We start from the raw sequence: 23090 nt of genomic DNA on the forward strand, positions 1-23090 counted from the left end.
TCCGCTTGCCGATAACGGTTCAAGAGCCTACCGCCATTTCCGGCTCGACGCCTGGACGAAGGACGCACACGAGGGAGCCGTAATCATGAAGCACACGACCGCTCAGCACGCGTTCAAATCGTTGGCGGATTGCCTGGCGCTCGACGCGGACGATCTATTTTTCTCACGGCTGGCCGAGCGGCTGGCCGCCATTCTCGGTGTCGATCATCTCTTCGTGTCGCGTCTGCTGCCAGTCGGTACCGAGTCGATCACCCTGGCCCTTTGGTCGAATGGTGCCCTCCGGGAAAACCTCACCTATACCCTGGCGGGTACGCCGTGTGCGCATGTCACGCAGCGCACGGCCTGCTACTACGCGCAAGGGGTATGTCATACGTTTCCCGACGACGTCCAACTGGCGACGATGGGTGTCGATGCCTATCTGGGCGTGCCCATCGTCGCGTCTGATGGCACCTTCCTGGGCGTGATCGCCGCGATGCACAGCCACCCCCTGGGGGACGCAGCATTGGCCGAGGAGATCCTGCGTATTGCGGCCTCGCGTGTAGGGGCCGAATTGATGCGTCTGGAAACGGCGCGTGCCCTCAATGAAAGCGAGCTCCGCCTTCAAAACCTGATGAGCCATCTTCCAGGCATGGTCTATCGCTGCCACAACGATGAATACTGGACCATGGAGTTCGTCAGCGACGGTGCACTCGAGCTGACGGGTTACCCCGCCGAAGATTTCATCGGTAACCACCGCCGCACCTTTGGCGAGCTGGTGCATCCCGACGACCGCCTTCGACTCGTCGATGAAGTACAAAAGAGTCTAGCCTCGGGCACGGCCTATACCCTCACCTACCGTATCACCACCGCCTCGGGCGAAACGCGTTGGCTGTGGGAGCAGGGCAAGGCCGTGCAAGATCACCCCGGACGGCTTCTGGACGGTTTCATCTGCGATATTACCGCTGATGTGCAGGCCGACCAGACGCGAGAATTGCATGAGCGGCAACTCACTACCGCTAACCGTGCCCTGGCGCTGCTAAGCCAGTGCAACGAACGCCTGGTGCACGCCGACGATGAAACCGTCTTGCTCCAGGACATTTGTCAGCTGGCAGTCGAAGTCGGTGGCTACCGCATGGCCTGGGTGGGTTATGCCCAAGATGATGCCAAGCGCTCCATTCGGCTTCAGGCCAGCGCCGGTGAAACGGCCGGTTACCTTGAAGAATTCCAGCTCAGCTGGTCGGCAGATGATGCCCTCGGATACGGCCCGTCAGGGCGTGCCCTGCGTAGCGGCACGCTGCAGATCGTCAATGACATCGCCAACGATCCGAATTGTGCGCCATGGCGAGCCATCGCCCAGAAGACGGGCTACCAGAGCATCATTTCACTGCCCCTAAAAAATAGTTCGGGTCCTTTTGGAGTGCTGGTGCTTTATCAGGCGGACACCACACCGTTTTCGGAGGAAGAGCAACGCCTGCTATGCGATCTTGCCGACGACTTGGCATTCGGCATCGAGGCGCTGCAAACTCGGCAGCGCCAGGCGCGAATACAGCATGCGGTGCTACAGATTGCTACCGCCGTCTCCTCGCGCTCTGGCGAGGCCTATTTTCAACAGTTGGCCCAGCACATGGCCAGCGCCCTGGGGGCCTCCGCCGGCGTCATCGCACGCACACTTCCCACGACTTCGATCGAACTGGAGACACTGGCCGCTTACATAGAAGGCAGATGGATCGAGCCCGTGCGCTATGCCCTGCCTGACACTCCCTGCCACAAAGTCATGCTGGAGGGGGAATACCTCTCTAATAATTGTATCGCCGAGCAGATGGCAGCGGCCGCCCAGGAGGCCATGCCGTGGATCAAAGCCTATGCCGGCAAACGCCTGGACAATACCGCTGGTAAGCCGGTCGGCTTGCTCTTCGTTGCCTTTCGCGAGCCGATCGTAGATCCCGGATTCGTTCACTCGATATTGAAGATCTTCGCGGCGGGCGCCGCGGCCGAACTCGAGCGCCTCGAAGACGAAACCCGGATTCGCCGGTTGGCTTATATCGATGGTGCCACCGAGTTGCCCAATCGCACCGCGTTTCGTGAGCATCTCGACACCGTCCTGAAACGTCGCTCTCCGCGGTTATCGTTACTGTTCCTCGATCTCAACCGCTTCAAGGAGATCAACGATATCCACGGTCATGACATGGGCGACTATATCCTGGCAGCGGCAGCCATCCGTTTCCGTCAGGCACTGAGCGGCAACGAGTTTCTGGCTCGCCTGGGCGGCGACGAATTCGTCGTGATGCTCGAGCATGCCGAAACCCAGGATGCCATGGAGTGTGCACGACGCCTCCAGAGCGCGTTGGATGCCCCGTTCCTGGCCATGGACCAGAGCTTTCAACTGGAGGTGAGCATTGGTATCGCAAACTACCCGGATCATGCCACCTCGGCGCGGGAACTGCTCCAGCATGCCGATATCGCCATGTACCAGGCCAAGCAACAGGCCACACGATATTGTGTCTACCAGGCGTCCATGGGCCAGGTAATGGCAGCGCGACTGGAGATGGCCAAACGTCTAGCCCATGCTATCGAACATGATCGGCTTCAGTTGTATTACCAGGCCCAGGTCAATATCGCCGATGGACGACTCATCGGGGCTGAAGCGTTGTGCCGTTGGCAGGATGAAGAATTGGGTTGGGTCAGCCCGGGCGAATTCATCCCCCTGGCGGAAGCCCGAGGCATGATCAAACCGCTAGGCGACTGGGTCATCGAGACGGCCTGCCGGCAACTGGCTGCCTGGCGAGAGCAACGGGCACAACTACCGGGACAACTTGCCGTCAACGTGGCGTCACAACAACTCGACGATACACGCCTGACCCAGAAACTCGATACGATTCGCCAACGTCATGACATCGAGCCCCAGGCGCTGTCACTGGAGCTGACCGAAAGCAGTTTCATGAGCGATCCCGAGCAAGCCATTGCCATGGCGAATGCGCTCAAGGCCTTGGGCTATGGCCTTGCCATCGACGACTTCGGCACCGGCTATTCCTCACTGGCCCATCTCAAGCGCTTCCCGGCCGACAAGATCAAGATCGATATCTCGTTCATTCGCGACATGCTGTCCGACAATAACGACTTCACGATCGTCAAGACCATCATCGCCATGGCACGTAGCCTGGGGCTCGACACGATTGCCGAAGGGATCGAATCGCCGGATCAGGCCGAGGCCCTGCTGGCGCTCGGCTGTGAACAGGCCCAAGGCTTCCTGTATGCCCGCCCCCTACCGGCTGATGAATTTCGAGATACCTGGCTACGGGAATCCGCAATCCTTGATGCACATCAAGAAAGCGGCACCCGTAACACGAAATAATCTCTGCGACTCGAACACGACACGGCAATACACACTGGCCCATCCCGGCCCTGATGGCCCTTACGGGACATCGGCTGGATGGCATGCGTGGGCGCTTCGGCCAGACGCCTGCCGTGATCCGGATTCCACCTACCGTGAAATGTGGGCCTCACTGCACGCCGGCCGTGTCTGGAAGGGGGAGTTGCTCAATCGAAAGGAAGGCGGCGAACTCTACTGGGAAGCGGAAACCACCACGCCCGTGCGTGACGCGCATGGCGCTATCGTCCATCTGGCAGTCGATCACCGCGGTGCGTGACGTTGATGGCGAGGTGCGGAATTTCGTCGCGGTGTTTCACGACATTGCCGAACGCAAACGTATCGAACAGGAGCTGGAACGCAAGGCGACCCGCGATCATCTCACCGGCCTTCACAATCGCCGCGCCTTCGATGAAGCCATGTGCCTGGTCATCAGCCCGGCGATACCGCGTACACGCTCATGCTGCGAGCCGACGCCGCGCTCTACCGGGCCAAACGCGCTGGGCGCAACCGCGCCGAAACCGACATCAATGTGTGTTCACCCAGCGACGCACCCTACGATTGCTAGAAAACCATTAACTAGCCACAACTAGCCACCCCTGGCACTTCGTCTCGTTCAGGGCGTGCTGAACAACCTAGGAGGCCTTGGAACGCGCCGAACGCATCAACGAGGCGGCCGGAGTGGGCCGCCCGAACAGGAAGCCTTGGTAATAACCGCAGCCGAGCTGCTCCAGCACTTCGCGCTGCGCCGGGGTTTCCACGCCTTCGGCCACCACATCGAGATCGAGGCTCTCGGCCAGGGCGATGATCGTCCTGGCGATGGTCACCGCATTGGGGCTTGCCGGCAGGTCGCACACGAATGCCACGTCGATCTTCAGCTCATCCAGCGGCAACCGTCTCAGATAGGCCAACGACGAATAGCCCGTGCCGAAATCGTCCAGCGAGAAGCGTATACCGTGGGCCTTGAGCTGGGACATCTTGGCGATGACATCCTCGACATCGGTCAAAAGCAGGCTTTCCGTCAGTTCCAGCGTAAGCCGTTCAGCCGGCGCGCCTTGTCGCGCCAGGGCGGCGAGCACCGAGGCTACGAAATCGGGTTGCTGGAATTCCCTGACACTGACATTGACCGATAGCCGCATCCGCGCCCGCTCGGGATCGTGCTGCCACTCGGCTAGCAATGCCGCGGCACGGTCCAGCACATAACGCCCCAAGGGCACGACCAGGCCAGTCTCCTCCGCCAAGGGGATGAACGCGCCGGGAGAGACGAAGCCTCGCTCGGGATGATTCCAGCGCACCAACGCCTCGGCGCCTATCCAGTGCCCACGGGGGTCGACTTGAGGCTGCAGGTAAAGCTCGAGCTGATCGTTTTCAAGGGCATGGCGCAAGTCGGCTTCCAGTTGCAGACGCTCATCCAGGCGTCGTTCCATTTCAGGATCGAACAGGCAGGGCTGCTGGTCGCCGAGTTGCTTGGCGTGCAGCAAGGCCATACCGGTCTTGCGGAACAGCGCGTCCCGGTCGTCCTGGTCGCCCTGGAAAACATGGACCCCCGCGCTGATGCGACAGGTATAACCGTGGCCATCCAGGTCATAAGTGGTATTGAGGTCCTGCAGGATATGATTGGCCCGCTTCGTGGCGATGCGTGCCGCGAGCTCGGCATCGGCCGGGAACCCGCATAGGATCAGGGCGAATTCGTTGCCATCCAGGCGTGCCAGATCCTCGAGTTGCGGCACATGTCGCTGCAGGCGCTCGGCCAGGTTGAGCAACATACGATCGCCCATGGCCTGCCCCAACGCATCGTTGAGCAACTTGAACTTGTCGATATCGATCAGCATCAACATGACGTGGGCGCCGGTCTTCTCGCTCTGGCGCTGACAGATCGACAAACGCTCGATCAGGGCCGGGCGATTGGGCAGGTCGGTCAGCGGGTCATGATAGGCCAGGTGGTGAATCTTCTCCTGGGCGACCTTCTGTTCGGTCATATCGCTCAGCGTGGCCACGTAGTGGCTGGTACCGTGTGCGTTGTAATCGACCCGGCTGATGGTCAAGCGGGCCGGATATTGCCGTCCGCTGCGATGCTGCGCCTGCACCTCGCCCTGCCAGCTTTCGTGTTCACGCAGGTACTCCTGGATTCGCCAGTTGAGCTCCCGCGCCCCTTGGGCGTATTCGATACGTGTCGCCGGCTGGCCGGCAAGCTCCTCGTCGGTATAGCCGGTGAGCTTGCCGAAGGCGCGATTGAACATCAGCACCCGAGCCTGCCGGTCGAGTACCAGCACCCCATCACGCATCGAAGCGATCACTTCATAGAGCTGCCGACGCGACATGTAGCGTTCGCGTTCGCTCTGCTGCAGGCGCCTGTCGACCAGTACCGCCCCGAGTGCCGCCAACGCGGTCAATACTGCGCCCACACTCACCACGTAGATCAGCCAGGTGCCATGGGAGTGCTCGAGCTGCTCGACGCTGGCATGGGGCACGAAATAGGCGCTTGAGAGCGACACGAAGTACATGCCGCTCGTCGCCCAGACCAGCATGGCCGCCACCGGTACATGGCCCAGCAGGGTCGATAATCGTCGGGCCAGGCGAACACATGCATGGCTGGCATACAAGGCAAGGATGCCCAAGGCCATGGTAATCGCCAGGGAGAGCATGAAGCCGCCCGCGGCATAGTGCAGCTGAGCCGGTATATGCATGCCGGCCAGGCCGGTGTAGTGCATTACGCTGATGCCCAGCCCCAACAAGCTGCCCGCCAGCAAGTAGCGTGAATGCAGAAAATGCGGTTCGGTCAGCGTGTGCAGCGCATAGAACCCGCCCAGTATCGCTGGCAGGACCGATATCAGCGTCACCGCGAAGTGCGGCATCATCGGAAACGGCAATTTCAGGGCCAGCAGGCCGATGAAATGCAGGCTCCACAGCCCACTCCCCAATAGCGTCGCCCCCAACGCCAACCACGCCCAGTGCCGTGCCGTCGTAGATGCCGCTCTGCCCCGCTCGCCCACCACCAGGCCCGCATAGGCGCCTAAAAAAGCGACCAGGTAACCCAGGAGCAACAACCCGGCCTGGTGGTTGCCTCGGATGATCAGTTCCGTAGATGCCTCGACACTCGACATAACCCGCTCCTCGTAAATCTCGTGGACCTGAACCCATAAAGGGCCTGGAGCGATGCCCAGTTTGTACGTAGGAAGCTATCGGCCTGAAGGGGCGAATCTTGAGCGTGGCGGGCGGGGAACCCGACGTACGGTGCAAGGAGAGTAGTGACCATGGAAAGGAAAATAAAAACCCTCAGGGGCCCGCCTCGGCCCCTGAGGGTTTTCAGTGATTCGTTATGTGCGAGCGAATCAGAACGTATAGCTGATGCCGAACACGGCCACCGGATAGACGGAGAGCTTCTCGGCATCACGCTCGAGCTCACGCTCCTCGGCGCGCAGGTTCTGCTGAAAGGTCGGATCGCTGGTGTCAACGCCAGAAGCGCTCAGCGACACATCGACATTGGTAGCCATCACACCCACTTCGGAGAAGACGCCGAAGCCGCTACGGTGCGAACTGCGCCAGCCCAGGCCCGCATACGGCTGCACGCCATCGGCGATGGTGACTGCGCCGCGCACGCTATCCAGCTGGTAGGTTTCGCCATTCAGCTCGTAGCTATTGTTACCATTGGCCGCCCGACCGGTCACGTTGGCTTCCATATCGGGGAACATGGCGCCGGCGGTGAAATAGAAGCGGCCGGCAAACGGATAGAAATCGAGCTTCAGCGCCCCGGCGGAGATATCCAGGTCGCCTTCGTAGTTCACGTCACCGCTTTCATAGTCGCCATCCCAGTTAAGGCCCGCGGTGTAATTGGCAGTGAGGCTGAGACGCTCATGGAAGCGCCAGGAGGCTTCCGCACCTACGCCAGTCGTACTCGCCAGCGCACCCACGGTCACGGTGCGCTCGAACGCCTGTGCGCTGCCCACGCCAGCGCTCAACAATGCGGCACCCAGGCCGACGGCAATCAACTTCTTCATTTCTGGTTCCCTTGCGTTTTTTTGTGCCACGTTGCTAAACGCAGGTGGCGATGATTCGTTAGTTGGAGTTGAGCAGCGTGCCGAGCTCGGTTTCCTTGACGAAGTACTTGCCATCGTCTTCGCTCAGGCGAGACAGGCTATTACGCGCCATAATCAGGCCCATTTCGGCATGTTGGCGCAGAAAGACAATCTCACCAGCCACCACATCGATCTCGATATCGGCCCAATTCTCGGCTTTAGAGAAAATGGCATGACGCCCGGGTTCTACCGGGAAGTAGATATGCTGGCTACCGCGGGTATACCCCACTTCCGATTCGGCGTCCGTGTCGTCTACAAACACGTTGAACCGTACCAAGGTGCCAGTTATTTCGGGACGTACGACGTAGACTAACGCCTCATCCTCTGCTGGCTCGTGTGGCAAACTGAACCCTTCAAGTTCACCCTGCATGGCCTGCCCTGACGGCGCCTTAGCGGCACACCCGGCCAACATCCCAATGACCAATAGCGCTACGACAACGCGCCATGGTAATAAACCACTCATTCGGCCTGCCTTCATCCATAAGCTCCTTGTGCGACTCCCCTGCACATGATCAAGGGAGCACGCTCACCCACCGTGAGCGACGTTATCAGTAACGGCCACCGCAGGAGGAACTTTAGAAAAACAACGGGCTATGAGCGCTGCGGCACAAGGCGAGCCGCACCTAAAACTAGGCGAGCGAAGGAGTAAACCGCTAGGGGTCAGGATTCATCTCAAGCAGCGCCTGGCATCGACAGTAAACTAAGCGTGTTGGTAATCCCGTACCCGCTCGTAAAGCGCATAGGCGCTCTTGACGGCAAAAGTCTCGTGCTCATCTAGCTCTAATGATTGGTGCAGCGCCTGGTTAACGGATGCCTCGATCTCCACAGCATAACGCTTAAGCAAGTGATCGAGGTTCATGCGTATCATAATAATCTCCAGCTCGAACTCTTCCTTCTGAGTTTTTCGCAGCTGTCTCACGCCGTCCGATTCAGCCTGTTCGACTAGCGTTAGCAGTGTATTACTGACGATATCTTCAGCAGCGCTAAGCTTGGGAAGAAGACTCTGAACGAGTTCTCTGCTATCGATGGTTGATCCTGGCATAACTAAACCTTGTTAAAAAACAGCCCCATCATGTTCCGTAGTAGGTTTATGCTGCCCAACTCGCCGCCAGCAGGCCTGCATATGCACCCAGGAAAGTGACAAATTGGCCGAGCGAAACCGACCAGAGGGTTGCCTCGCTGGATCAGCATATTGCTTCATTAACGCATGCTGTGTTGCGCTTCCTATTACAGCTAGTGAATCTGAATTCACGCGTGGCCTGAAGCGATGTCCAATAGCTATCGGCATGTACGGAGGAAGATGCTGATCTTTCCCGCCATAAAAAAAGGCGGGGCCGAAGCCCCACCTTTTATTACCGATACTGCTGTGCTTGGAATTAACCCAGCAGAGACAGTACGGACTGCGGCACCTGGTTGGCCTGGGCCAGGACGGACGTACCGGCCTGCTGCAGGATGCCAGCGCGAGTCATGTTGGAGACTTCAACCGCGTAGTCAGCGTCTTCGATACGCGAACGAGCGGCAGACAGGTTGGTGGAAGTAGTGGAGAGGTTCTCAATTACCGAATCAAAACGGTTAAGGGTCGCACCCAAAGTCGAACGCGCTGTATTAATCTGATCCAGAGCGGAGTCGATAGTGTCAAGAGCACTTTGTGCATCGCCTGCACTAAATGCAGCGCCAGCGGTCAAGTCGCCTTCTTCAACTGGCGGTGTAGCAGTAGCATCAGCTGCAGCAGCATAAGTCCCTTTAAGGTCGTCAAGACCCAAGGTTGCAGTAGTAGCATCAACCTTATTTACATCAATACGGTCATTTGCATCGTTATTAGCACCAACCTGAATGGTCATTGCATCAGTACCATTCAGTACCTTTGTGCCGTTAAAATCAGCACTTCCTGAAATGCGACCTATTTCTTCGATCCGCTCGTCAATTTCTGTTTGGATAGAAGTGCGGTCATCTGCAGAGTTAGTATCACTAGCTGCCTGCACTGTCAGCTCACGGATACGCTGCAGGTTGTTATTGATCTGGTCCAGACCACCTTCCATAGTCTGGATCATGGAGACACCATCATTGGCGTTACGGCTCGCCTGGTTCATGCCGGTGATCTGAGCCGACATGCGGTTGGCGATGGCCTGACCGGCGGCATCATCCTTGGCACTGTTGATACGCAGGCCGGAGGACAGACGCTCCATGGCAGTCTGCTGGGCACTCTGGGCCTTGCCTAGGTTGTTCTGGCCGATCAGGGCGGTGATGTTGGTATTGATCACTGACATGGTGACTTTCCTTCCAATTAGTTAGAGGCTCCATTGGCTGGCCACGATCCAGGTTCTTCGATGCTGCTCGGGGCCTGCCACAACGGCGCCGTTGGCCGTTACCCTATTTATCGGAAGGGGGCGGGGAAGCTTTAGTAAAAGATGCGAATTTTTTTAAGAAGGTTGGGTGACGACGCTCAGGGCGGCCGTCAGGCCGCGCCATTCAAGGTCTGCGAGGCTATCTGGCCCGGCATGAAAATCGTCTCTACTACCTGTGTTGGCGTGTCATGCTGCCCTCGGGCGGCCGACATTTCGCTCTGCAACTGTGCGAGTTCCAGGCGGGCGCTGAGTAGCGCCTGCCTGGCCATGGCCGCAACCTTGCGATCCTGGGTCGAGGGGTCGGCGGGCGCCAGCGCGGCGGCAATGACCTTTTCCATCTTGGCGATGGTGGCTTGCGGATCGCCCTTGATGGGGCCGCAATCGATCGACACCTCCCCCGCTACGGCATAACGCTTGCCGTCAGGGCCCACTTCATACTCGTAGCTAGCGCCGCCTGAATAGGCCCCACCGGCGATCTGGTGGGCCATCTCGTGCTGGCGTACTGCGCGGTCAGTGACCTTGAGCTGTTCCAGGTGGGCGAGCTGCTCGACGCTTAGCGATTCGCCGTTGGGCGCCCGGGGGGCTACCCCCTGGTGGCGCTGAGGATCGGGTTCTTCCCCTTTGGCTGTATAAACTGGCGCCTGCCCTTCTTTCGTCTCGTCCTGAGCCGTTCTTGAACTGGGCGTCGCGGGACTCTCGAAGCGATAGCCAGCCTGACGGCTACGGACCTCTTCGACATGTGCCGCACCGCCGGTGACCTGGCTACCGGGGCGCCCCTCAGGAGCGCTTGCACTGCGCCCAGCCGGGCTGACTTGCGTCGTCTGGCGCAAGGCGATAGCGGCGTGGTTGACTACGGGAGCGATCTGCATAGGGCTTTCCTTGCCAAACTGGCATCGCATTTAGGGGTAGGTTCCCAATACGGTAAAGTATCGGGTAGCCACCCTGCCCAGGCAAGCCGGTAAGTAAACGCTTCTTGGAACGCCAACGTGGGGTTGCATGCGCCTGGCATTACCTTCAAAAAGCCCGCGCAGAGATCCGTATCGCCGGACCGCGCGCTCCTACAACCCCAGAGTCTTGCCTTTTGGGTTAGCCATCCAGGCTACTGTAGGAGCGCAGCTCGGCTGCGCGAGGGGTTATAGGCTTCTGGCGAGTCATCCGATAAGCTCGCGCAGCAATAGCTGCGCTCCTACACGAGGGTGGCAGGCATGGCGCCTCATCAAGCAATGGCAATGGATGGCACTCTATACACTGGAAGAGAAAAATTGGCGAATCTATGCCCAGTATCGATGTGGTGATCGACCTGACCCGTGACGAATGCCTGGCTCATTACGCGGGCGTGGCTCGAGAGGTACATGCTCAGAGTATTGATGGCCGTCGCGTGCAGTTTCCGGCCATGGCACTGCGCCGCATCGTTGGCCGCGATGGTGTACATGGTATTTACCGGCTCACGTTCAGCAGCAGCGGCAAGTTCGAATCGATCGAGGCGCTCAGTCGACTCGGGTGACGGTGGCTTCGCTGCTGCTATTGCCCGTTCCTCAAGCTCCGTTCACGGGCGAGTTCCGCCAGTGTCATAGCCTTGTCTCGACTCATGGTCTGAGATACATTGAATACATGTAATACAAAGAGACCGCTTCCATGGCTATCAGCCTTCGCCTCGATCATGACCTCGAGACCCGCCTTAACCATCTGGCCCAGGCCACCGGGCGCACAAAAACTTTTTATCTACGTAAGCTCATTGAGGATCATCTTGACGATCTTGAAGATGCCTATCTCGCAGAACGCGCGCTCGAGCAGCTTCGCCAAGGCCGAGACCGTACTCTGACGTCAGAGGAGTTCTGGCGTGACATGGAAGATTGAATACCTGGAATCGGCCCGAAAGAGTTTCAAGAAGATCGATCCGGAACAGCGTAAGCGTATCCGACAGTACCTTGAAGAACGCGTGATTGCTCTAGAGCATCCAAGACAATTGGGTAAAGCACTTAAAGGTGAGCTAACCGAACTGTGGCGCTACCGAGTGGGGAACTACCGAATCATCTGCAAGCTTGACGACCATTGTTTAACCGTTCTGGTAGTCAGGGCAGCTCACAGGAAAGATATATATGAATAATTACAAGCAGACCACCCGGCTATGCCGGGCGGTCTGGTGTGCGCGTTAGGAATGCTCGTGGTTTAGAACGCTTCCCAGGCCTCGGCGTCAGCCTTTTGCATCGTCTTGGTCGCTCTCTTGTCGGCGCTCTTCCCTGCTGCCCCAGCGGGGAGCGCGGCTTGCCGCTGCGAGGGGAACGCTGCCTGCCTGCGCGATGCCTGCCCGTGAGATGTATGGGATTGCCCCTCGGCATCATCACCCAGCACGAAGCTTCCGATAAGGGCGTTCAAGCGTTCGGCATGATGACGCATGTCGCCGGCGGCGCTGGACGTTTGTTGCACCATGGACGCGTTCTGCTGCGTCATGGTATCCATCTCGCTGACCGCGGTATTGACCTGGCCGATGCCGCTGCTCTGCTCCTTGGCCGCTGCGCTGATCTCGCCGATCACGTCGGTGACCCGCGATACGCTGGCAACGATCTCGCGCATCGTCTCGCCGGCATGGCGCACCAAGTCCGCACCGGTCCGCGTATGCGAGGCCGACGTATCGATGAGCTGGCGAATCTCGCGGGAGGCATCACTGGAACGGCTGGCCAGGATACGTACCTCCTGGGCGACCACGGCAAAGCCCCGGCCATGCTCACCGGCGCGTGCGGCCTCCACCGAGGCATTCAGTGCCAGAATGTTGGTCTGGAATGCGATGGAGTCGATCATGCTGATGATGTCGCTGATCTTGGCGGCGGAGCTATTGATGTCATTCATGGTGCGCTCCACCTGGGACATCGACGATTCGCCCTGCCGAGCCACTTCGGCGGTCGCCAGCACCAGTTGGTTGGCCTGCTGGGCCGAGTCGGCACTGTGATTGACGGTCGCCGTGATCTCCTCCATCGAGGCCGAGGTCTCCTGCAGGTTGGCCGCCGCCTGATCGGTGCGTGAGGCAAGCTCCTCGCTACCTTGGGCGATTTCACCCGCTGCCTGGTAGACGTGGGTCGTGCTCGCCCGTACATCGCGCAGCGTTTCCTGCATCCGTGCCACGAAGGCGTTGAACTGGTTGGCGAGTTCACCGATTTCGTCCCGGCTCTCGACGGCCAGGCGTCGTGTCAGGTCGCCCTTGCCCTTGGCAATATCCTGCATGGCCGCGGCCGTGCGCCGGATCGGCTGAACGGTACGACGGACCAGGGTGTAGGCAACCAGGCCTGCGCCCACGAACATCAGCGCACCGACCCCGATCGCCAGCCAGATGGAGCGCTTAAGGCTAGCTGCAGCAGCGGCTTCGATGTCGGCCATGGCCGCGTCGATGCCCGTAATGTAGACACCGGCGCCGAGCATCCACCCCCACTTGGCGATGCCATCGGCATAGGAGTACTTCTGTTCGATCTCGCCCGTGCCGGGATAGGGCCAGTGGTATTGATAGAAGTCGCCTTTTCCGGTCTTGGCAATCTCGATCATGTCCCGGATCAGGAAGCTGCCGTTACTGTCCTTCACCTCGAGCATATTAGTGCCTTCCCGCTCCGGCATGGGTGCCGTGACCAGGTTGGTACCATCGAAGCCATAAACGAAGACGTAGTTGCCGTCATCGAAGCGCATGTTACGCAGGATGGCCTTGGCCTGTTCCTGGGCCTGAATATCGTTGGGGCCAGCTGACGCCACGATCGGTGCTATCGAGGACTTGGCGACTTCAACGATGTTGCGCACCGCAAGCTGGCGGGTCTCGATCAGCTCGGCGCGCTGTTCGGCGAGCGTCGCCTGGGTATCCTGATAACGGTCATACGAAGCCAGGCTCACCAGGGCCACGGTGACCAAGAGCATGGGGACGAGCACGAGCAGCAGCATCTTGCCCTGCAAGCTCAGGGCGCGCTTGGTGAGGGGGTGTCTACGGGGCATATAGGACGCGCTCCTAACGGGGAATTGAACATTCCCTCGCTATATCGGCTCGCCGAGCGGACACTGCATAAGACCATAGTGCAGTGCCTTTCTCAGCGTTGACAGCACGTTGCTCATACCATAGCGCCAGCCAAATTTGGACTCACGCTGCGGTGCATTTCTGGTCTAGCCTTGGTGTTACTTAAATAAACACTACATGACAGGGATTTACGTGGCAGGACGCGACGTGATGTGGGGAACAGGCATTCGGAAACTGACCTTGGGCTTGATCCTTGCTCTGGTGGGGCTGCCCCTGTGCCTGGCTCAGGCGCCGGAAAGCGATACGCCCCTCGCCCCGGTATCGCTGCAGCTGATCTGGCACCACCAATTCCAGTTCGCCGGTTACTATGCCGCCGAGGCGCAGGGCTACTTCCGCGAGGCCGGGCTGGATGTCGAGATTCGTCATGGCGGCTACGATGCCACGGGGCAAGCCGTCGACCCCGTGGACGAAGTGGTCTCGGGTCGTGCCGATTTCGGCGTCTCGCGCTCCGATCTGTTGATTCATCACAGCAATGGCTTGCCGGTCGTGGTGCTGGCCAACATCATGCAGCGCTCACCGCTGGTGTTCCTGACACTGGAGCGCTACGGCTTCACGACACTCGAGGAGATCGGCACACGGCCCATTACCGTGACGCTTCCCCGCGAGGGGGGCGACAAGCGCGTCAGTGCCGAGACCTTGGCGGCGTTTCGCCAGGCCGGTCTCGACGCGCAGCAGCTGAACAACCTGACCCCCACCTGGAATATCGACGACTTGATCGCGGGCCGAACGCAATTGACCTCGGCGTTCTCGACCGATCAGGCTTACTTCGTCCGTCAACGGGGCGAAACGCCCATCGAAATATCACCCCGCGATTATGGTGTGGATTTTTATGGGCAAACGCTCTTCACCCGGCGCGGTGTCATCGAGTCGCATCCCGAACGGGTCGCGGCCTTTCGCAAGGCCGTCCTGAAGGGGTGGGAATACGCCATGGCGAATCCCGAGGAGATCGCCACGCTGATCCTCGAACACTACCCACCCCGCCACGCCGATTACGATAAGGATTTTCTTCTCTACGAAGCGGCCAGAATCCGAGAACTGATGCAGCCCGAGCTGATCGAGATCGGCTATAGCAATGTCTCGCGCTGGTCGGATATCGCTACGATCTACCAAGAACTCGAGCTCATCGATGACCTTGACCTCAGCACGTTTCTTTATGTGCCTGAAACCGCCCCCCCGGCGGCGGCCTGGGATACCGCGGGCGTCGATGGCCTCCTAGGTAATTTCTGGCCTACGCTCGGATGGATAGTGTTCGCAGTCGCCTTGAGTATTGCCAGCTATTTACACCTGACGAACCGCCGCCTGGCGCAGGAGATCGGCTTGCGGCGAAGCAGTGAAACGCTGTTGCGCCAGCAGGCGGAACAGGACGGCCTGACGGGCATCGACAACCGTCGGCAGTTCGAAGCGCATTTTCACCGCGAATACCAGCGTGCACGCAGGCACGGGCGTCCGCTCTCGCTTATTCTGTTCGATATCGACCGGTTCAAGCAGATCAACGATACCTACGGTCACCTCACGGGGGACCGTGTACTGATCGAGATTGCCCAGGTGACCCGCCGCGAGCTGCGCGCCCACGATCTGTTCGCGCGTTTCGGCGGCGAGGAATTCGTGATCATCCTGCCGGACACTACCCTCGACGAAGCCAGGCAGGTGGCCGAACGTATTTGGGAGGTCAACCGTAACCATGCGATATGCGAGGCATCGGCCTTCATTCGGTACACGTTGAGCCTGGGGGTGACCGAACTGGCAAGCAAGGATGGCTCGGCGCGTGAATTCCTGAACCGTGCCGATACCCTGCTCTATCAGGCCAAGCACGAGGGACGGGATCGCTTGTGCCTCGAGGGGGTCTAGCGAGTCTCAACGTGCGCCTGTCGGCGCACCAAGAAGCCACTGTTCGGCGAAGCTGTCGGCATCCGTTGGTCTGCCAAAATAGTAGCCCTGCCCTTGATCGCAGCCCAGCTTCCGTAACGCTTCCGCCTGGCCCTGGGTTTCCACGCCCTCGGCCACGGTTTGCATACCCAGGCTCTTGGCCATGGCAATGATGGTCGTCACGATGGTGTGATCATGGGGATCGGTGAGCATGTCGCGCACGAAGGACATGTCGATCTTGAGGGTATCGGCGGCGAAGCGCTTGAGATAGGCCAGCGACGAGTAGCCCGTGCCGAAATCGTCGATCGCCAGGCCAAACCCGGCGCGCTTGAGTTCGTGGGTCAACCACACTGCCTGCTCAGGCTCACGCATGAAACCGCCTTCGGTCAGCTCCAGAACGATACGCTCCGGTGAGACCCCATTGGCCGCCACGATGCCACGCATACGCTCGGCAAACAGCATATCCTCGAACTGCTGGGCCGCGACGTTGATACTCAAGAGGCCGGCGAATTCGCGTCCCTGCGATCGCCAGGCAAGGCTCTGGCGACACACTGTTTCCGTGACCCAAGTGCCTAACGCCGAGGCCAGCCCCCGCTCTTCCGCCACCGGTATGAACTCGGCGGGACTCACCCACCCCAGCTCATCGTCATACCAACGGCACAACACCTCGGCGCCCACCAGCTCGCCGGACTCCAGATCGACCTGGGGCTGATAATAGAGCGTCAGCCGCCCTTCGTTGAGCGCGGCAATGAATCGCTTGGCGAGGATCAACCGGCGCGAGACTTTCTCGCCCAGGCGCGGCGCGAAGAAACAATAGCCTTCACCGTCCTGCTTGGCACGATGCATGGCGATATCGGTACTCTTGAGCAACTCGCTGGGCGTCTGGCCATGCTCCGGATAAAAGGCGACCCCGATACTGGCATCCAGCGTGAACGCGTGGCCCCGAATCTCGACCGGCGTCGAAAGCGACTGCTTGAGCCGCAGTACGAGCTGCTCAGCCTGAGGACGGCCAGCGTCCTCGATCATCACCACGAATTCATCGCCACCCAAGCGGGCCAGAAACTCGCCGCCGCCGAGCGTTCCCAGGAACCGCTCGGCAACGGCGACCAAAACCTTGTCGCCGATATCGTGGCCCTGGGTTTCGTTGATGTCCTTGAAATGATTGAGATCGAGAAACAGCAACGCCAGCTTGGTGCTGGCGCGGTTGGCATGGCTCATCGCCACCTGAAGCTGCTGCATGAACTGGGTACGGTTGGGTAGGCCCGTCCCCGAATCGTAGAAGGCCAGCCGACGCATGCGTGCCTCGCCGCTCTGGCGCTCGAGCTCCGCCGCAGCCCCTGCGGCGAAGATTCGCATGACCGAAAGCGCGAATGCCGCATCGATGAGCGGCTCACGGTACATCACGACCAGCAGTCCGATAGGCGCGCCGTCGGCATTGTCCAGACGACGGCCGACGTAGCCCCGCGCCCAACTCAGCGCCTCGCGGGAATCCTTGGGAAGTACGTCGACGACACGATCCCTGACGACACATTCGCTTTCGAGAAGCACGCGTTCGCAGGGCGTCCCCGTCAGGACGTAGCGGAAATTTTCGACCGGCTGGCCATCGATGAGCGCGGCCAGGGTCAGGGCCGAGTTGGGCTCGGTCTCGTCCACCAGGGCGATAAACGCGGCATCGCCTTCGAGGGACGAAGCCATATGGGACACGAGGTGATCGAAGTAGGCATCACCGCTGCGGCTGGATACGGCCGAAGCGATGCTCAGTACGGCTTGTTGTACACGCTCCTGTTCGCGGCGCGAGCGCAGGGTGACGATACCGAAGGCCAGGTTGTCGGCCAGTTCTTGAAGTAGCTGGAGCTCTTCCTCCCCGACCGGCTGAACATCGCCCTGAAAGAGGGTAAGAATACCGAAGGGCCCCTGCTGATCCTTGAGCGGCAGGGTGACGATACTCTGAAACCCGCGTACACGTGCTGCTTCTCGCCAGGGTTGAAAATCAGGCGCCTCGCTCAGGTCAGGAATGATCTGGGGCGTACCTTCACGCACCGCGCGACCTGCGGTACCACAGCCATTTGGCACGGCCTCGGACCAGCTGACGTGCACTTCCTCTAGGTACCCCAGTTCGGCACCTGCCGAGGCCTGGGGCATGATGGTCCGGGCGGGATCATTGAGCGCGTAGCCCACCCAGGCCATACGGTAGCCCCCCACCTCGACGGCGAGATTACAGATATCTTTCAGCAGGGAGGGCTCATCGCTCATATGGATGAGGGCATGATTGCAGCGACTGGCAAATGCCCAGGCACGATTGAGCGCTGCGACATGGTGGCCCTTCGAGTTCTTTGGGGGTGCCTTCTTCATCCTGCGCTCATAGACCTTCGTTACGACACGACGAACCCGTCTGGTGTCTCGGCGTTACCGTACCAGGCTATCCAAGGGGGATTCCCCTGCCCCGTCATGCTACGAACGATGAAATGCAAACCTAGGCAAGTCAAGAATTTATTGCACTGCAAGGCAACCAACTATGCAGAAATTACCATATTCAACGTCGACTAAAAAAAGCAACGCCCGATGGCTCGGGCGTTGTCAGGCATGATATGAAGAGAATGTGGCCTAGCTGGCGTCACTGACCGCCTGGGGACGACGCTCAGGTAGCATGCCCCGGTCAAGAATGAACTGGATGATCGTCTCCAGGCCCACCCCATCGTACAGATTGGTGAACACGAACGGGCGTTCGCCACGCATCTTTTTCGAATCGCGTTCCATTACGTCCAGCGAGGCATGCACCTGCTCGGCAATATCGATCTTGTTGATGATCAACAGGTCCGACTTGGTGATGCCGGGGCCGCCCTTGCGTGGAATCTTGTCACCGGCGGAGACATCGATGACGTACAGCGTCAGGTCGGAGAGTTCGGGGCTGAAGGTCGCCGACAGGTTGTCGCCGCCCGATTCGACCAGGACCAGCTCGAGCCCAGGGTGGCGCGCCTGCAGTTCGTCGATGGCGGCCAGGTTCATCGAGGCATCCTCGCGGATGGCCGTGTGCGGGCAACCCCCGGTCTCCACACCCAGGATACGATCCGCCGGTAGCGCATCGTGCTTGAGCAGGAAGTCGGCGTCTTCGCGGGTATAGATATCGTTGGTGACGACGGCAATATCGTAATGATCACGCAGCGCCAGACACAGCTGCTTGAGAAGCGCGGTCTTGCCGGAGCCGACCGGGCCACCCACCCCGACACGCAAACAATGGTTCATTGGGTTCTCCTTTCAGTGTTCTGTTTAGGCTCTGTCATATTCGGCATCGCACAGAAAATCCGGATCGCCGGACCGTGTGCGCCTTAACTGGCCTTGGCATTGGTTTTGGTAGGAGCGCAGATTTTCTGCGCGATGAATTCCAGCACTATTACAACCAACACTAGCTTCGAAACAGCCGCGAATACTGGGTTTCATGCAAGGCACTCGCCAGCGCCAGCCCGGGCAGTACCGGGCCAAGCGCCTCGTCCCTCAAGGCTAACGCCTCATCCACTGCGGTGACTAACGCGGGACGCAGCCGCTCGATCAACCGCTGGGCGGCGGTGTGGCCAAGCGGCAGCGCCTTGCAGGCCACTGCCAACTGGTTCTCGAGCCAGGCCCAGGCAAACCCCAGCAGGGCCTGGCGTGTCGGCACGCGACGCACATGGGCCGCCCAGGCAAAGACCGTGACGTAGCCGGCGTCGTCAGGTAACGCAGGCGAACTCGGCAGCAACTCGAGACTGCCCAGCAGACGTGCCAGCGAGGCCCCCAGCCGCAAGTCCTCGGAGGCCAGCTCGGCCGTCTCCCGGTTGGCATGCAGCCAATCGTTCCAGGCGACGATGGCCTCACCCTCAGCCTGACTCCACGCCGTTTGCAAGCGGGCCAGCACGGGTAATTCGCAGCGCGCCAGCCCGTCTCCGAGCACCCCTTCGAGCCATGCGCCGAGACTTGCCTCATCGGTGACCCAACCCAGTTCGAAGGCGCTTTCGAGCCCCTGCGAGAACGCAAAGGCCCCGATGGGTAGCGCCGGGCTGACCAGTTGCATGAGGCCGAGCAGCGCCAGGTCGCCGCCTTGTACCAGGTCGGCTGTGTCGCTGGTCGCCTCAGTGAGCATGGTCGTGCTCGTGGGGATGGTCGTGAGCGTGACCATGGTCATGGGCGTGGGAATGACCGAGCTGGGTATAGGCGCCCGGCTCGGGGTCGAACGGTTCCTCGTGATGCTCGATACGCGCCCCGAGCAGTTCGGCCAGTTCTTCGAGCACATGATCCGGCGGGAAGCGTACCCAGCCCCGCCGCTCGCCGTTCACCTCGTTCTCGCCCAGGGCCAGCTGCACGTGGCGGTTGCCCAGATGGTAGGCCAGCCGTGCCAAGGGCAGGCCGGGGGCGGTCCAGGCCGTGGCCACCGGCTCGACGGCGGAATTGATACGTACGATCTCGCCGCTTTCCGCCCTGAGTAATGAACCATCCCGCAGTACCGGGCCGCGGTCGAGGAACAGGCCGAGTTCGCGGCCACTGTCGCTCTGTGCCTTGAGCCGCCCGCGAATGCGCAGCTCAAAGGGCAGCGTCAGCGTGTCGTCGGGCATGATGTCGGACTGTGCCTCCAGGCGTTCGATCAGTTTCAGCATGGGTCTTCCTTTCGTGGCTCAGGCTTGAGATTTATGTGGCTTGAATCAGTCCTCGCACCAGAATTCATCGCGAAGAAATCCGTATCGCCGGACCGTGCGCTCCTACCCGTGCCACGACATTCGACAAGCCATCCGGGGTTGTAGGAGCGCAATTCATTGCGCGAGAGGTTTGCAAGGGTCCCCGACCGCCGGCCGTGCGTTCTTGAATTCATCGCGCAGAAAACATCTGCGCTCCTACAAGAGAATTTTGAGCACCGCGCGACAAAGCGATACGCTCGCGCAGCCATTGCTTAAAACAAATGGTAGCGCTGCGCCAGCGGCAGCTCGGTAGCCGGCTCGCAGGTCAGGAGCTCGCCATCGGCATGCACCTCGTAGGTCTGCGGGTCGACGGTAATGTCCGGGCAAGCCTCATTGAGCTTCATGTCGCTCTTGCGCACGTTGCGTACGTTCCGGCACGCAGCAAGTTGGCTATGCAGCCCCAGCGTCTCCTTGATACCCGCCTTCAAGCCCGCCTGGCTGACAAAGGTCAAACGTGTGGCGCTTGCAGCCCGCCCCAACGCGCCAAACATGAAACGATAATGCACCGGCTGCGGGGTGGGGATCGAGGCGTTAGGGTCACCCATGGGGGCCGCGGCGATCATGCCGCCCTTGATCAGCAGCGCCGGCTTCACACCAAAGAAGGCAGGATCCCACAGCACCAGATCAGCCAGCTTGCCGACTTCCACCGAACCGACTTCATGGCTGATGCCATGGGTAATTGCCGGGTTGATGGTGTACTTGGCGATGTAGCGCTTGGCCCGGAAGTTGTCGGCGCCCAGCGTCTCGTCCTCGGGGAGCAGGCCGCGCTGAACCTTCATCTTGTGGGCGGTCTGCCAGGTACGGCAGACCACCTCGCCGACGCGGCCCATGGCCTGGGAATCCGAGGCGATCATCGAGATCACGCCCAAGTCATGCAGGATATCTTCGGCGGCGATGGTTTCGCGACGGATACGCGAATCGGCAAAGGCCACGTCCTCGGGAATGTTGGGGTCGAGGTGGTGACACACCATCAGCATGTCGAGATGCTCGTCGATGGTGTTGACCGTGTAGGGCCGCGTCGGGTTGGTCGACGACGGAAGCACGTAATCCTTGGAACACGCCGTGATGATGTCGGGTGCGTGACCGCCCCCTGCACCTTCGGTGTGGTAAGTATGGATACAGCGCTCCTTGAAGGCAGCCAGCGTATCCTCGACGAAGCCCGACTCGTTGAGCGTGTCGGTATGGATCGCTACCTGAACGTCGTACTTGTCGGCCACACTGAGGCAGTTGTCGATGGACGCGGGCGTGGTTCCCCAGTCCTCATGCAGCTTGAGCCCCATGGCGCCCGCATCGAGCTGGGCCTCCAGGGCCTCCGGCAAGCTGGCGTTGCCCTTGCCCAGAAAACCGATGTTCATCGGCAAGTCGTCGACCGCCTGCAGCATCTTGCCGATATGCCAGGCCCCTGGCGTACAGGTCGTCGCGTTCGAGCCGGTCGCCGGCCCCGTGCCGCCACCCAGCATGGTTGTGATGCCACTCATCAGGGCTTCTTCCACCTGCTGCGGGCAGATGAAGTGAATATGCGAATCGATCCCTCCGGCAGTGAGTATCTTGCCTTCGCCGGCGATCACTTCGGTACCCGGGCCGATGACGATCTCCACACCTGGCTGGGTATCGGGATTGCCCGCCTTGCCGATGGCGGCGATACGCCCGGCCTTGAGGCCGACATCCGCCTTGACGATCCCCCACCAATCGAGAATCAGCGCATTGGTGATCACGGTATCCATTACTGAGTCATCGACGCGCTGGCTCTGACCCATGCCATCGCGGATGACTTTGCCGCCGCCGAACTTGACCTCGTCGCCATATACGGTGGCGTCGCGCTCGACCTCGATCCACAGTTCGGTGTCGCCCAGGCGCACCCGATCGCCGGTCGTCGGACCGTACATGTCAGCGTAGGCCTGGCGTGTAATGGTGTTGGTGGGCTTCATGGCCGACCTCCGTCCAGTGTCCCCATGACCTCGCCGCGGAAGCCATATATCTGCCGGGCGCCGGCATACGGAATCAACGTGACCTCGCGGGTCTGGCCGGGCTCGAAGCGAATTGCCGTGCCCGCCGCCACGTCGAGTCGATAGCCGTGCGCCTTGTCGCGATCGAAGCGCAACGCCGGATTGGCCTCGGCAAAATGGTAGTGCGAGCCGATCTGAATCGGTCGGTCGCCGGTATTGGCGACGTCGACGGTGATCCGCTCGCGGCCTGCGCAGAGCTCGATCTCGCCGTCCTTCAATTGGTACTCACCGGGAATCATGGAAGGCTCCTTAAACTATTGGCTCATGAATAGTCACGAGTTTCGTACCGTCGGGGAACGTTGCCTCGACCTGCACCTCATCGACCATCTCGGCGATTCCCTCCATGACATCGTCACGCGTGAGAATTTCGCGCCCATAGCTCATCAATTCGGCCACGCTCTTGCCGTCGCGGGCGCCTTCCATGATCTCGAAGCTGATCATCGCCACCGCCTCGGGATAGTTGAGCTTCAGCCCGCGGGCCTTACGTCGCTCGGCCAGCTGCGCCGCGGTGAACAGCAGCAGCTTGTCCTTGTCTCTTGGGGTCAGTTCCATGGGCAGTTGCCTCTTGTCGTTTCGTATCAATTCATCGCGCAGCAAGCCGGATCGCCGGACTGTGCGCTCCTACAACACCCTGACCATCGTTTGCAGGAGCATTTATTCATTGTGCGAGGTCACTGCTTCGCGCAGAAATCTGCGCTCC

At 60.2% G+C, this 23090-nt stretch carries 21 protein-coding genes; 7 read left to right on the forward strand and 14 right to left on the reverse strand.

Annotated features, from left to right (window positions below):
• Nucleotides 1–85: 85 nt before the first annotated feature.
• From JH15_RS16570 to JH15_RS18265, 3 genes are all read left to right on the forward strand, one after another.
• On the forward strand, nt 86–3331 hold the full coding sequence (locus JH15_RS16570; RefSeq protein ID WP_052384194.1) for an EAL domain-containing protein: 3246 nt from the start codon (nt 86–88) through the stop codon (nt 3329–3331).
• 139 nt (nt 3332–3470) lie between these two features.
• Nucleotides 3471–3626 (forward strand): hypothetical protein, encoded by a 156-nt coding sequence (locus JH15_RS18260; protein WP_197053353.1) that lies wholly within the window; start codon nt 3471–3473, stop codon nt 3624–3626.
• Nucleotides 3583–3939, forward strand: a complete 357-nt coding sequence (locus JH15_RS18265) for a GGDEF domain-containing protein (protein ID WP_197053354.1) — start codon at nt 3583–3585, stop codon at nt 3937–3939. The genes JH15_RS18260 and JH15_RS18265 overlap by 44 nt, the downstream gene beginning before the upstream one ends.
• A 42-nt stretch (nt 3940–3981) precedes the next feature.
• Here the strand turns inward: JH15_RS18265 and JH15_RS16575 are convergent, their stop codons facing one another.
• The 6 genes from JH15_RS16575 to JH15_RS17965 all read right to left on the reverse strand — a co-directional run bounded on the left by JH15_RS16575 (nt 3982) and on the right by JH15_RS17965 (nt 10636).
• Nucleotides 3982–6450: a bifunctional diguanylate cyclase/phosphodiesterase gene (locus JH15_RS16575; protein WP_043532334.1), complete on the reverse strand. Its 2469-nt coding sequence runs from the start codon at nt 6448–6450 to the stop codon at nt 3982–3984.
• Between the two features lie 228 nt (nt 6451–6678).
• Entirely contained in the window at nt 6679–7344 is a 666-nt protein-coding gene (locus JH15_RS16580) for a hypothetical protein (protein WP_043532335.1), read from the reverse strand.
• 58 nt (nt 7345–7402) lie between these two features.
• A complete protein-coding gene (locus tag JH15_RS16585; RefSeq protein ID WP_197053355.1) occupies nt 7403–7792 on the reverse strand; it encodes a DUF2846 domain-containing protein in 390 nt (129 codons plus the stop codon).
• Between the two features lie 330 nt (nt 7793–8122).
• Entirely contained in the window at nt 8123–8464 is a 342-nt protein-coding gene (locus tag JH15_RS16590; RefSeq protein WP_043532338.1) for a hypothetical protein, read from the reverse strand.
• A gap of 334 nt (nt 8465–8798) precedes the next feature.
• Complete coding sequence (locus JH15_RS16595; RefSeq protein WP_043532340.1) at nt 8799–9689, reverse strand: flagellin N-terminal helical domain-containing protein; 891 nt, start codon at nt 9687–9689, stop codon at nt 8799–8801.
• Between the two features lie 188 nt (nt 9690–9877).
• Nucleotides 9878–10636 carry a putative metalloprotease CJM1_0395 family protein gene (locus JH15_RS17965; RefSeq protein ID WP_081949092.1) on the reverse strand — a complete coding sequence of 253 codons (759 nt, stop codon included), beginning with the start codon at nt 10634–10636 and terminating at the stop codon, nt 9878–9880.
• 404 nt (nt 10637–11040) lie between these two features.
• Between JH15_RS17965 and JH15_RS16605 the strand changes: the two genes are divergently transcribed.
• From JH15_RS16605 to JH15_RS16615, 3 genes are all read left to right on the forward strand, one after another.
• Nucleotides 11041–11271, forward strand: a complete 231-nt coding sequence (locus JH15_RS16605; protein WP_043532342.1) for a DUF2835 family protein — start codon at nt 11041–11043, stop codon at nt 11269–11271.
• Between the two features lie 131 nt (nt 11272–11402).
• The gene (gene relB / locus JH15_RS16610) at nt 11403–11624 is read left to right on the forward strand and encodes a type II toxin-antitoxin system RelB family antitoxin (RefSeq protein WP_043532347.1); all 222 of its coding nucleotides are present in this window, start codon (nt 11403–11405) and stop codon (nt 11622–11624) included.
• Nucleotides 11608–11874, forward strand: coding sequence for a type II toxin-antitoxin system RelE family toxin (locus tag JH15_RS16615; RefSeq protein WP_043532349.1), 267 nt, complete (start codon nt 11608–11610; stop codon nt 11872–11874). Before relB ends, JH15_RS16615 begins: the two co-directional genes overlap by 17 nt.
• A 62-nt stretch (nt 11875–11936) precedes the next feature.
• Here JH15_RS16615 and JH15_RS16620 read toward each other — a convergent pair whose 3' ends face one another.
• On the reverse strand, nt 11937–13736 hold the full coding sequence (locus JH15_RS16620; RefSeq protein WP_043532351.1) for a methyl-accepting chemotaxis protein: 1800 nt from the start codon (nt 13734–13736) through the stop codon (nt 11937–11939).
• A gap of 211 nt (nt 13737–13947) precedes the next feature.
• On the opposite strand from JH15_RS16620, the gene JH15_RS16625 reads away from it, so the two are divergent.
• Nucleotides 13948–15663, forward strand: a complete 1716-nt coding sequence (locus JH15_RS16625; protein WP_197053356.1) for a GGDEF domain-containing protein — start codon at nt 13948–13950, stop codon at nt 15661–15663.
• A gap of 6 nt (nt 15664–15669) precedes the next feature.
• On the opposite strand, the gene JH15_RS16630 is transcribed toward JH15_RS16625, so the two are convergent.
• The 7 genes from JH15_RS16630 to JH15_RS16660 all read right to left on the reverse strand — a co-directional run bounded on the left by JH15_RS16630 (nt 15670) and on the right by JH15_RS16660 (nt 22942).
• Nucleotides 15670–18033, reverse strand: coding sequence for a bifunctional diguanylate cyclase/phosphodiesterase (locus JH15_RS16630; protein ID WP_052384195.1), 2364 nt, complete (start codon nt 18031–18033; stop codon nt 15670–15672).
• Between the two features lie 252 nt (nt 18034–18285).
• Nucleotides 18286–18924, reverse strand: coding sequence for an urease accessory protein UreG (ureG, locus tag JH15_RS16635; protein WP_043532353.1), 639 nt, complete (start codon nt 18922–18924; stop codon nt 18286–18288).
• 160 nt (nt 18925–19084) lie between these two features.
• A complete protein-coding gene (locus tag JH15_RS16640) occupies nt 19085–19795 on the reverse strand; it encodes an urease accessory protein UreF (protein WP_043532355.1) in 711 nt (236 codons plus the stop codon).
• Entirely contained in the window at nt 19785–20306 is a 522-nt protein-coding gene (gene ureE / locus JH15_RS16645; protein WP_043532357.1) for an urease accessory protein UreE, read from the reverse strand. The genes JH15_RS16640 and ureE overlap by 11 nt, the downstream gene beginning before the upstream one ends.
• Nucleotides 20307–20596: 290 nt before the next feature.
• On the reverse strand, nt 20597–22312 hold the full coding sequence (gene ureC / locus JH15_RS16650) for an urease subunit alpha (protein WP_043532359.1): 1716 nt from the start codon (nt 22310–22312) through the stop codon (nt 20597–20599).
• Nucleotides 22309–22629, reverse strand: a complete 321-nt coding sequence (locus JH15_RS16655) for an urease subunit beta (RefSeq protein ID WP_043532361.1) — start codon at nt 22627–22629, stop codon at nt 22309–22311. Before JH15_RS16655 ends, ureC begins: the two co-directional genes overlap by 4 nt.
• Nucleotides 22630–22639: 10 nt before the next feature.
• Nucleotides 22640–22942, reverse strand: a complete 303-nt coding sequence (locus JH15_RS16660; RefSeq protein ID WP_043532629.1) for an urease subunit gamma — start codon at nt 22940–22942, stop codon at nt 22640–22642.
• Nucleotides 22943–23090 lie beyond the last annotated feature (148 nt).

Source organism: Litchfieldella xinjiangensis (genome assembly GCF_000759345.1).
Classification (GTDB): domain Bacteria; phylum Pseudomonadota; class Gammaproteobacteria; order Pseudomonadales; family Halomonadaceae; genus Litchfieldella_A; species Litchfieldella_A xinjiangensis.

Excerpts from the sequence above, each read along its gene's own strand:
- JH15_RS16570 (WP_052384194.1), top strand. The coding sequence starts at position 86 with ATGAAGCACACGACCGCTCAGCACGCGTTCAAATCGTTGGCGGATTGC.
- JH15_RS18260 (WP_197053353.1), top strand. The coding sequence starts at position 3,471 with ATGTGGGCCTCACTGCACGCCGGCCGTGTCTGGAAGGGGGAGTTGCTC.
- JH15_RS18265 (WP_197053354.1), top strand. The coding sequence starts at position 3,583 with ATGGCGCTATCGTCCATCTGGCAGTCGATCACCGCGGTGCGTGACGTT.
- JH15_RS16575 (WP_043532334.1), bottom strand. The coding sequence starts at position 6,450 with ATGTCGAGTGTCGAGGCATCTACGGAACTGATCATCCGAGGCAACCAC.
- JH15_RS16580 (WP_043532335.1), bottom strand. The coding sequence starts at position 7,344 with ATGAAGAAGTTGATTGCCGTCGGCCTGGGTGCCGCATTGTTGAGCGCT.
- JH15_RS16585 (WP_197053355.1), bottom strand. The coding sequence starts at position 7,792 with ATGCAGGGTGAACTTGAAGGGTTCAGTTTGCCACACGAGCCAGCAGAG.
- JH15_RS16590 (WP_043532338.1), bottom strand. The coding sequence starts at position 8,464 with ATGCCAGGATCAACCATCGATAGCAGAGAACTCGTTCAGAGTCTTCTT.
- JH15_RS16595 (WP_043532340.1), bottom strand. The coding sequence starts at position 9,689 with ATGTCAGTGATCAATACCAACATCACCGCCCTGATCGGCCAGAACAAC.
- JH15_RS17965 (WP_081949092.1), bottom strand. The coding sequence starts at position 10,636 with ATGCAGATCGCTCCCGTAGTCAACCACGCCGCTATCGCCTTGCGCCAG.
- JH15_RS16605 (WP_043532342.1), top strand. The coding sequence starts at position 11,041 with ATGCCCAGTATCGATGTGGTGATCGACCTGACCCGTGACGAATGCCTG.
- relB (WP_043532347.1), top strand. The coding sequence starts at position 11,403 with ATGGCTATCAGCCTTCGCCTCGATCATGACCTCGAGACCCGCCTTAAC.
- JH15_RS16620 (WP_043532351.1), bottom strand. The coding sequence starts at position 13,736 with ATGCCCCGTAGACACCCCCTCACCAAGCGCGCCCTGAGCTTGCAGGGC.
- JH15_RS16630 (WP_052384195.1), bottom strand. The coding sequence starts at position 18,033 with ATGAAGAAGGCACCCCCAAAGAACTCGAAGGGCCACCATGTCGCAGCG.
- ureG (WP_043532353.1), bottom strand. The coding sequence starts at position 18,924 with ATGAACCATTGTTTGCGTGTCGGGGTGGGTGGCCCGGTCGGCTCCGGC.
- JH15_RS16640 (WP_043532355.1), bottom strand. The coding sequence starts at position 19,795 with ATGCTCACTGAGGCGACCAGCGACACAGCCGACCTGGTACAAGGCGGC.
- ureE (WP_043532357.1), bottom strand. The coding sequence starts at position 20,306 with ATGCTGAAACTGATCGAACGCCTGGAGGCACAGTCCGACATCATGCCC.
- ureC (WP_043532359.1), bottom strand. The coding sequence starts at position 22,312 with ATGAAGCCCACCAACACCATTACACGCCAGGCCTACGCTGACATGTAC.
- JH15_RS16655 (WP_043532361.1), bottom strand. The coding sequence starts at position 22,629 with ATGATTCCCGGTGAGTACCAATTGAAGGACGGCGAGATCGAGCTCTGC.
- JH15_RS16660 (WP_043532629.1), bottom strand. The coding sequence starts at position 22,942 with ATGGAACTGACCCCAAGAGACAAGGACAAGCTGCTGCTGTTCACCGCG.